The organism is Lacticaseibacillus pantheris DSM 15945 = JCM 12539 = NBRC 106106 (assembly GCF_001591865.1).
GTDB classification, from domain to species: Bacteria; Bacillota; Bacilli; order Lactobacillales; family Lactobacillaceae; genus Lacticaseibacillus; species Lacticaseibacillus pantheris.
Genome location: NZ_BCVS01000105.1, coordinates 1 through 7,921, shown reverse-complemented (window position 1 = coordinate 7,921; position 7,921 = coordinate 1). Strand labels below are relative to the sequence as shown.

The window sequence follows — 7,921 nt, the reverse complement described above, 5'->3', positions numbered from 1 at the left end:
AACCCGACCTACGCTGCCGGTTACCACCAGCCTAGCAATCTACGGAGTGGTTCACAAAGCCGCAACTCCACCACCACTTTGCCAGCACAGCACTCACTATACAAAAAACGTCCTGCAACCATCTGGCTGCAGGACGTTTCATTTACCTAAGCATTTTCTTTGGCAACGGGACGCCAGATACCCAGGATCAACCCGGCGACGACGGCACCGACAATCAGCGATACCAGGAACCCGACTTTCTGGTTCGTCAGGGCCAGGGCAACGATCCCACCGTGAGGGGCCGGCACGTTCACCCGGAACAGCTGGGTCAGGGCACCGGCAATTGCGGAACCGATGACGGAGCTACCAATGATGTGCACGGGGTCAGTGGCAGCAAACGGAATGGCGCCTTCAGTGATGAAGGTTAGACCCAAAGCGTAGTTGGAGATACCAGACTGACGTTCCTGTTCGGTGAACTTCTTCGGGAAGAACGTGGATGCTAGGGCGATAGCCAGTGGTGGAATCATCCCACCAACCATGACGGCGGCCATCCAGCGACCATCAGTGTAGTTGGATGCGGAGTAAATCCCGATGGCAAAAGTGTAAGCGGCTTTGTTGAAGGGGCCACCCATATCGATACTCATCATCGCGGCGAGGATTGTACCCACCAGGATGGCGTTACCAGTGCCCATGGATTCCAGGGCGCCAATCAAAGCACCGTTGATGGCAGCAAAGATTGGGTTCACGATGAAGAACATGACCAGACCAATTAACGCGAGGCCAATTACCGGATAGATCAGGATGGTTTTCATCCCGTCCAGACTGTGCGGCATGTTGGCGAACAACTTCTTCAGGCCAACAACCATCCAGCCGGCAACGAACCCGGCAACCAGGCCACCCAAGAATCCGGCTGGGTTCTGGGCTTTAACGAAGGATGCGGCGGTCAATGTCGCCATCCACCCACCAACGAACCCGGGCATGAGGGCCGGCCGGTCACCGATAGAGACGGCAATGTAGGCGGCTAGAACGGGAACCAAGAAACTGAAGGCGTAGTTACCCAGGTTGTTGGTGAACGTGAACAGTCCGGAGTGGGCACCCGCGTACCGTTCAAAGATGAAGGAGATGGCCATGATGATACCACCACCAACCACGAACGGCAGCATGTTCGATACACCGTTCATCAGGTCCTTGTAGATGCGGTTCCACAAGCTGCCGGATTCTTCCTCTTCGTCATCCCCGCCGGCACCGTTGCCGTGGAAGATGGCACCCTCGTCGTTCAAAGTGGTGTTAATCAACTCTTCTGGCTTCTTAATCCCGTCAATTACGGGGTGGTTGATCAGGTGCTTGCCGTCAAAGCGGTCCATATCGACCTTCTTGTCGGCTGCGATGATGACACCTTGGGCGCGCGCAATGTCGTTGGCGGTCAGCTTGTGCTTAACCCCTTCAGAGCCGTTGGTTTCGACCTTGATGTCGACGCCCATCTTTTCGGCTTGTTCCTTGAGCGCGGCTTCAGCCATGTACGTGTGTGCAATCCCGGTAGGACAGGCCGTTACGGCCACGATAAACGGCTTTGCGCCGGTCTGGATGGTCGCCGTTTGTGGGGCAGGGGCCGCTTCCTTAGCGTCGTCCGCCGCGTCTTTGGCTTCCTTAGCTGCCTGAGCGGCACTGAACAGGCTGACCACGTCGTCAGGTGTCTGGGCCTGCTTCAACTGGGCGACTAGGTCCGGGTTGATGAGCAGGGAGGATAATGCGGCGAGGGCCGCCAAGTGGGTGTTGTCGGCACCTTCAGGGGCGGCAATCATAAAGAACAGGTGGACCGGCTGGCCGTCCAGCGCGTTGAAGTCAATCCCGGCGTCGCTCTTGGCGAAGAGTACGGTCGCACGGCTTACGGCTTTGTCCTTAGCGTGCGGCATGGCGATGCCGTCACCGATACCGGTGGTGGATTCACCCTCACGCTTGCGGATGTCATCACCGTAAAGTTTGGCGTCAGTAATAATGCCTTGTTCGGCGTACTTGGCAACCATCTCATCGATGGCTTCCTCCTTGGTCGTGGCCTTGAGGTTCATAATCATGACGTCTTTAAGTAGTAGTTCGCGAATGTCCATGATAGTTGCTCCAATCCGTTTGGTTTATAGTTATTCGATGCTGACGGTGGCCAGCACAGCGTCAATCTTTTCCTTATCGGCCAGGTCGGTTGAGAACGCGGTGGCGCTCCCGCAGGCGATGGCCGTTTTAAAACTCGTGAGTGCTTCGTGCGTCTGGGCAAAGGTGCCAGTGAAACCGGCCAACATGCTGTCGCCAGCCCCAACCGAGTTCTTAACGTCGCCCTTAGGTACGGTGCCGTGCCAGGCGTGGTCCTTAGTAATCATCAGTGCACCCGCACCAGCCATCGAGACGAGGACGTGTTGCGCGCCCATTTCGAGTAAGCGGCGACCACGTTCCACCACCTGCTGGAGGTCGGTGTACTCGTTGTCGGAGAAGAGTGCGGCCAGCTCGTGGTGGTTCGGTTTGACTACGAGCGGGTGCTCTGGCAACGTGTCTAGCAGCGCCTGACCGGTGGTGTCGATGACGAAGTCGGCCCCGTGTTGGTGAATCAGCGGAATCAGGTCGCGGTAGAACGAGTCGCCCAGGCCTTGCGGGATGCTACCAGCCATCACGACGACGTCTCCAGGCTGGAGGGCATCGAACTTAGCTTTGAACGCCGCAACGTTGTCCTCCGTAATGGTGGGGCCAGCGCCGTTCAGCTCGGTCTCGCTATCGGCTTTGAGCTTGACGTTAATCCGCGTGTCGCCGGCTGCTGGTGCAAAGTCGGTGTGTAGGCCCAGCGCGTGCAGGCTATCAGTGATGAATTCGCCGGTAAAGCCGCCGTTGAACCCCCAGGCTGTCGTGGGAATGTCGAGGGCCTGCAGAATCCGGGAGACGTTGATGCCTTTGCCCCCGGGCAGCTTGACGGCACTGGTGAGGCGGTTGACCGCCCCTAACTCCAGGTGGGGCAGGCCGATAACATAATCAATGGCGGGGTTCAGTGTGACTGAGTAAATCAAGTGCAGTACCTCTTTCTATTGCTGACGGACAGTCGGTGAATGTAGTGAATCAACGATGTTGCGACATTCATTGTACGGACTGCCCAGCGTCTCGATATCAGTGGTGATGATGGTGTGGGCCCGTAGCCCTACAATCTGGCTAAAGCTGGCCTGGTCGAACTTACTGTGGTCGGCCAGGATGAAGGTATCCACGGAGTGATCAATTGCCAGCCGCTTAATGGCGGCTTCCTCCGGGTCGGGGGTGGTGACCCCGTAGTCCGGGTGGATGCCGTTGGTACCAATAAAGGCGATGTTGAAGCGGAAGCGTTGCAGTTGCTGCGCTGCTTCGGCACCAATGACCGCTTTGGTGGTGGGCTTTAGTTGCCCCCCCAGCATGATGCTACGGATATTGTGGTCGGCCAGCAGTGATGCGTTATCAACCCCCGGGGTCACGACCGTGATGTCCGGAACGTCGTGCAGTAACGGCACCAGGTGCGCGGTCGTCGTGCCGGCGTCCAGGAAGATCAGGTCCCCGGCGCTGACGGCGGCCACCGCGGCTTGGGCAATCGCTGACTTAGCGTTAGTGTTCTGGTTGGCCTTCACCCGGACGGTCGGCTCGTCGCGCAGTCCGCCGCGGCGTTTGGCACCACCGTGGATCCGCTCGAGTAGACCTTCGTCCTCGAGGTCCGCCAAGTCGCGGCGGACGGTGGACGACGAGGTGGCCATGTCCGAGCAGAGGCTCTGGACGCTGACCATGCCGTCGCGGTCGAGCACGTGGAGAATATGGCGTTTGCGTTCGTCTGTAAGCACTTTCATCACCTTCCTGAACTTATTATACACGGAAAGTAACCATTGGCAACCATAAATGCGCAAAAAGCGTCAAAAAATGTCCAGGTGACCGCACAAACATTGCCGTTACAGCATTCGCCTATCGATGTAGTTTGCGAATTGGGTGCTGATTAACCGGTAAATACGACTTATTTACGTACATTAGGACATTAAAAGGCGACACCGTGCACACTTTTGGTGACTTTGTTTGGCAACCTATATCGAAAGAATTCAAAATAGTTGTAGCAAAGCGGCTATGGCGGGTGTACAATCTATTTAGAAAGATATCTAAATAGGGGGGCGAGCCAAATGGCAATGACCGAAACGTTAAAGGCGATTGCGGACCCGGTGCGGCGTGAGATTTTGGAGTTATTAAAGCAGCACTCATATTCTGCCGGCGAGATTGTCGACCACTTTGAACTGAGTCAAGCAACCGTGTCCTACCATTTAAAACTGTTGAAGCAAGCGGAATTAATTTCGGAGCGGCGTGAAAAAAACTTTATCTACTATGACATTAATGCCAGCGTGTTCGAGGACGTGCTGACGTGGATTTACTCGATTGGAGGCTCACATCATGAATAAAACTAACCGTGTTCTGGCTTTTACGATTGCCGTTATCTGGGCGCCCGTACTGTACGGGTGGGCCCATTATCCGGAATTACCAGCGCGCATGGCCACCCACTGGGGATTTAACAACCAGGTTAACGGGTGGATGCCTAAGGCGATGGCTGTTTACGGCATACCCGTGTTGATGACGTTGCTACAACTACTATTGGTCGGTATCACGCGGTTGAATGCTAACCATAAGGGCGAGGCGGTGCGCTTTGAACGGTTGCTGTACGCCATTATGCCGACGATTACAGTTATCCTGTACTTCACGACGATTCAGGCCAATCTGGGTAGTGATATCGACATTCGGCGGGTGGCAATCATCGTAGTGGCCATGATGTTCATGGGGATGGGTAACTACCTGCCAACAGTGCCCGCTGGCTATAACCGGACGCTGAATGGTATGCACAAAGCCGCGGCGGACCCTCGTACCTGGCCGCGAGTTGCCCGGGCGATGGGCTACACGATGGTCGGTGGTAGTTTGTTGATGATTGCCAGTCTGTTTGCACCCCCGATGGTGTCCGTGGCGGCGCTGGCAATCGCGGTGGTTTTGCTGCTGGCCGTGAGCTGGTGGGGGTACCGACTGTCGGTTCGGCAAGGATAATTATCGTGATGGCCGTGGAAATGAGGTCGTCCACCAAAAAAGCATCGGCCCACGTTGACGCGGGACGATGCTTTTTTGGTGTGGCGGAGCGGTGACCAGCTAGTTGTCTTCACCGATGTTGAGAATCTCGGCGAACGTCAGTAGCAGCCACAATTTGGGACTAATGAGTTTGATTGTATTCGTGGGTGTAAGTCGCGCCAGGATGATCTGCGCGTGGCCCCCTTCAGGAAGGTAGTAGGCTGACACGAATCCAGCGTCACTAGTCGACCAGAAGTAGGGGATGGCCGTAGTTTGGTTGATAAATTCAAAAATTTCGATGTCGGTCCGGGCGGCAAGAAAGCGGCGAATACCACGTTCGTCAAAGCCGGTGTACTGGTGGCCCTTGGCGTCGCTTTTGTTGGTGCGGCGCTGTGCCACCAGGTCTTTCCAGACAACTTTGTCGGCATCGGAGAGCGCTGCAATCACCTGGGTGACGGGGCGTGCGTCCTCCGGCTGGCGGTACGTCATCGAGATACGCGCATTGATGTTCAGCGTGTGCGCGATGATGATGGCCTCGGGATGACGCTTAATACGAGCGGCGGTGTTGCGGACCCGCCCCACGCGAGCGAGGTAGCGGACCACCTCCAACACGGTGAAGAATATCAGCACGCTCCACGGCCAAAACAGCACGATGTTAGCCGACCAGAAACTGGGGGTCGTTAATTGGTACCAGTACAGCGCCCCCAAAGTGGGATCGGATAGGTAGACGAACAGGCTGGTGAGTGCTAGGAGGATACTGACCGTCCACATGAGGTCGAGGATGGTGGTCCACAACCGGCGCACCCAAACCGTCGACCACACGACGCGGCCGCGGGTGAGTTGCTGCCGCAGTTGCGCAAGGAGCTCTTCTGATGTTCTGGCCACGGTAATCACCTCCACGACAGCCTTTGATGTGGTGCACTCCTGTTATTATATCAAAGACTGGGCTTGTGACCACCGATGGTTACCAGGATTAAACAGTTTTGGGCTCGAATTACGCCGGTTGAAGGGTGATAACTTTGGTTGCTACGGCGTCAATAAAGTGTTGGTCGTGCTCCGTGAGTAGCATGGTGGGTTGAACGGAATTGATGACGTCGATGAGTTGATCCTGGTTGAATACATCCAGGTAATTCAGCGGTTCGTCCCACACGTAGAGGCCGGTTGGCGTTGCCAGACTAGCAGCGAGCTCCACCTTTTTTTGCTGACCGGCGGACATTTGCTCGATGGGCACCGCAAATACGGACCGTTCAACGCCTAGCTGCTTGAGGTTCCGAAGCAATTCTTGGTAATCAACGCCCCTTTGTTCGGCAAAGTCGCCGAGGAGACCGCGATTATCGGGAAAAAGCTGGCGGACGTGGCTTGCCTGTGCCGACTGCACGACGGTAATTTCGCCGTCAACGTGGCCGGCAAAGTTGCCCTGCAGCGCCCTGATGAGTGAGGTCTTGCCCGCACCGTTCGGCCCCACGACGGCTACCTGTTCGCCGCGCTTCACGGTGAACGAAACCGGCGCGAACAGGGGCTGGTCGCCGTAACTCAGACTGAGGTTGCGGACGGTAATCAGGACGTCGTGGTGGTCCGGTGTGTACAGCATATGGAGCGGCTCGATGTACTCCACGTTTTGCAGCAGTTTTTCCTTGGCCGCAATTTCATCGTCCATACGGTGTTCCAGGTGCTTGGCCTTCTTCATGGTGCGCGCCGCCCGTGCGGTGATGAACCCCTTATCGGCGATGGTGCCGTCGCCCTGGGTGCTCCCCTTCACGTGGCGGTTACCGTGCTTGTCGGCCTCCCGGTTGCCGGACCAGTCCCGCTTGGCCCGCGCGGTGGCCTGCAGTCGCCCGATGTCTTTGCGCAGTTGGGACTGTTCCGCCTGCTCGCGTTGATCCTGCGCGTCTTTGGTTTGCGTATAGGTGGCAAAGTTGCCCTGCATCAGCGTGATGCCCTGTTTCTCGATGGCGAGGGTATGATCGGTGACGGCATTAAGAAAGTCGCGGTCGTGGGCGACAACGATGTAGCCCTGGCGCTTACCGTTCAGGTAGGTAGCCACTTGCTCGCGGCTAGCGTGGTCCAGGTGGTTGGTGGGTTCGTCAATAAGCGGGAAGCTGGTGTTGTCGGCAAACAGTACGGCCAGCAGGAGCTTGGTTTGCTCGCCGCCGGATAGGCTGTCAAAGGGGCGGTAGAGGGTATCGCTGGGCACGCCCAGGAGCGTTAATTCACGCTCAACCATCCAGGTTTCGCTAGTGGTAATATCGTCGATCACCATCCACGCGTCACGGGAGGTGTCACGGACCGGTTGCGGAAAGTAGGTGACGGGTACGGGCACGTTGATGCTGCCGGTGCCGGTTAGTTGCCCACGCAATAGGTTGAGCAGGGTGGATTTACCGCGCCCGTTACGGCCGGTTAAACCGAGGTGCCAACTGGTATCGAGGGTGATGCTTTGGTCGGTGAAAATATCGTCCTGGCCGGGATAGGCAAAGGTGAGGTGGTTAATAGTAATGGTGGACATGATGGACCTCCTTGGGGATACGCAAACGCCGCCAGTCCGGGTGGTGTAACCAGACTGGCGGCGCGTTTATACAAAGCGGGCATGGTGCCCCGACTTTGCGGACCGGACCTTGAAGCGTTGTTCTAACCAATCATGGCGACACCAAACGGAACCAGTACGTTGACTGGCGGCGTGGTGACATGCAACTGTGATTGGTTAGTTCTTCAATGGCCGCGGCCTCCTCTCGATTTCTACTGCCAATGTTATACCATGCCGACCTGACGTGCGTCAACGGTAGTGGTTGGTGACGGCAGCGTTGGTCGAGGTGGTGGGCTCCGGCTTACGTGGGTGCTCCGCGGTAACCACTGCTAGGGCGAA

7 protein-coding genes are annotated in these 7,921 nt (G+C 56.7%); 2 read left to right on the top strand and 5 right to left on the bottom strand.

Annotated features, from left to right (window positions below; translation table 11 throughout):
- Window positions 1–146: 146 nt before the first annotated feature.
- From LPA02S_RS09620 to LPA02S_RS09610, 3 genes are read right to left on the bottom strand one after another with little or no spacing between them, the layout of a single operon-like run.
- Window positions 147–2,084, bottom strand: coding sequence for a PTS fructose transporter subunit IIABC (locus LPA02S_RS09620; protein ID WP_056956741.1), 1,938 nt, complete (start codon window positions 2,082–2,084; stop codon window positions 147–149).
- A gap of 30 nt (window positions 2,085–2,114) precedes the next feature.
- Window positions 2,115–3,023 (bottom strand): 1-phosphofructokinase, encoded by a 909-nt coding sequence (pfkB, locus tag LPA02S_RS09615; RefSeq protein WP_061777631.1) that lies wholly within the window; start codon window positions 3,021–3,023, stop codon window positions 2,115–2,117.
- A gap of 15 nt (window positions 3,024–3,038) precedes the next feature.
- Window positions 3,039–3,812, bottom strand: a complete 774-nt coding sequence (locus LPA02S_RS09610) for a DeoR/GlpR family DNA-binding transcription regulator (protein WP_082405292.1) — start codon at window positions 3,810–3,812, stop codon at window positions 3,039–3,041.
- Between the two features lie 327 nt (window positions 3,813–4,139).
- Between LPA02S_RS09610 and LPA02S_RS09605 the strand changes: the two genes are divergently transcribed.
- On the top strand, window positions 4,140–4,412 hold the full coding sequence (locus LPA02S_RS09605) for an autorepressor SdpR family transcription factor (protein ID WP_056956739.1): 273 nt from the start codon (window positions 4,140–4,142) through the stop codon (window positions 4,410–4,412).
- Window positions 4,405–5,043, top strand: coding sequence for a DUF1648 domain-containing protein (locus tag LPA02S_RS09600; protein WP_056956738.1), 639 nt, complete (start codon window positions 4,405–4,407; stop codon window positions 5,041–5,043). Before LPA02S_RS09605 ends, LPA02S_RS09600 begins: the two co-directional genes overlap by 8 nt.
- Before the next feature lie 99 nt (window positions 5,044–5,142).
- Here LPA02S_RS09600 and LPA02S_RS09595 read toward each other — a convergent pair whose 3' ends face one another.
- On the bottom strand, window positions 5,143–5,946 hold the full coding sequence (locus LPA02S_RS09595; protein ID WP_056956737.1) for a hypothetical protein: 804 nt from the start codon (window positions 5,944–5,946) through the stop codon (window positions 5,143–5,145).
- 109 nt (window positions 5,947–6,055) lie between these two features.
- A complete protein-coding gene (gene abc-f, locus LPA02S_RS09590; RefSeq protein ID WP_056956736.1) occupies window positions 6,056–7,564 on the bottom strand; it encodes a ribosomal protection-like ABC-F family protein in 1,509 nt (502 codons plus the stop codon).
- Window positions 7,565–7,921: the final 357 nt, after the last annotated feature.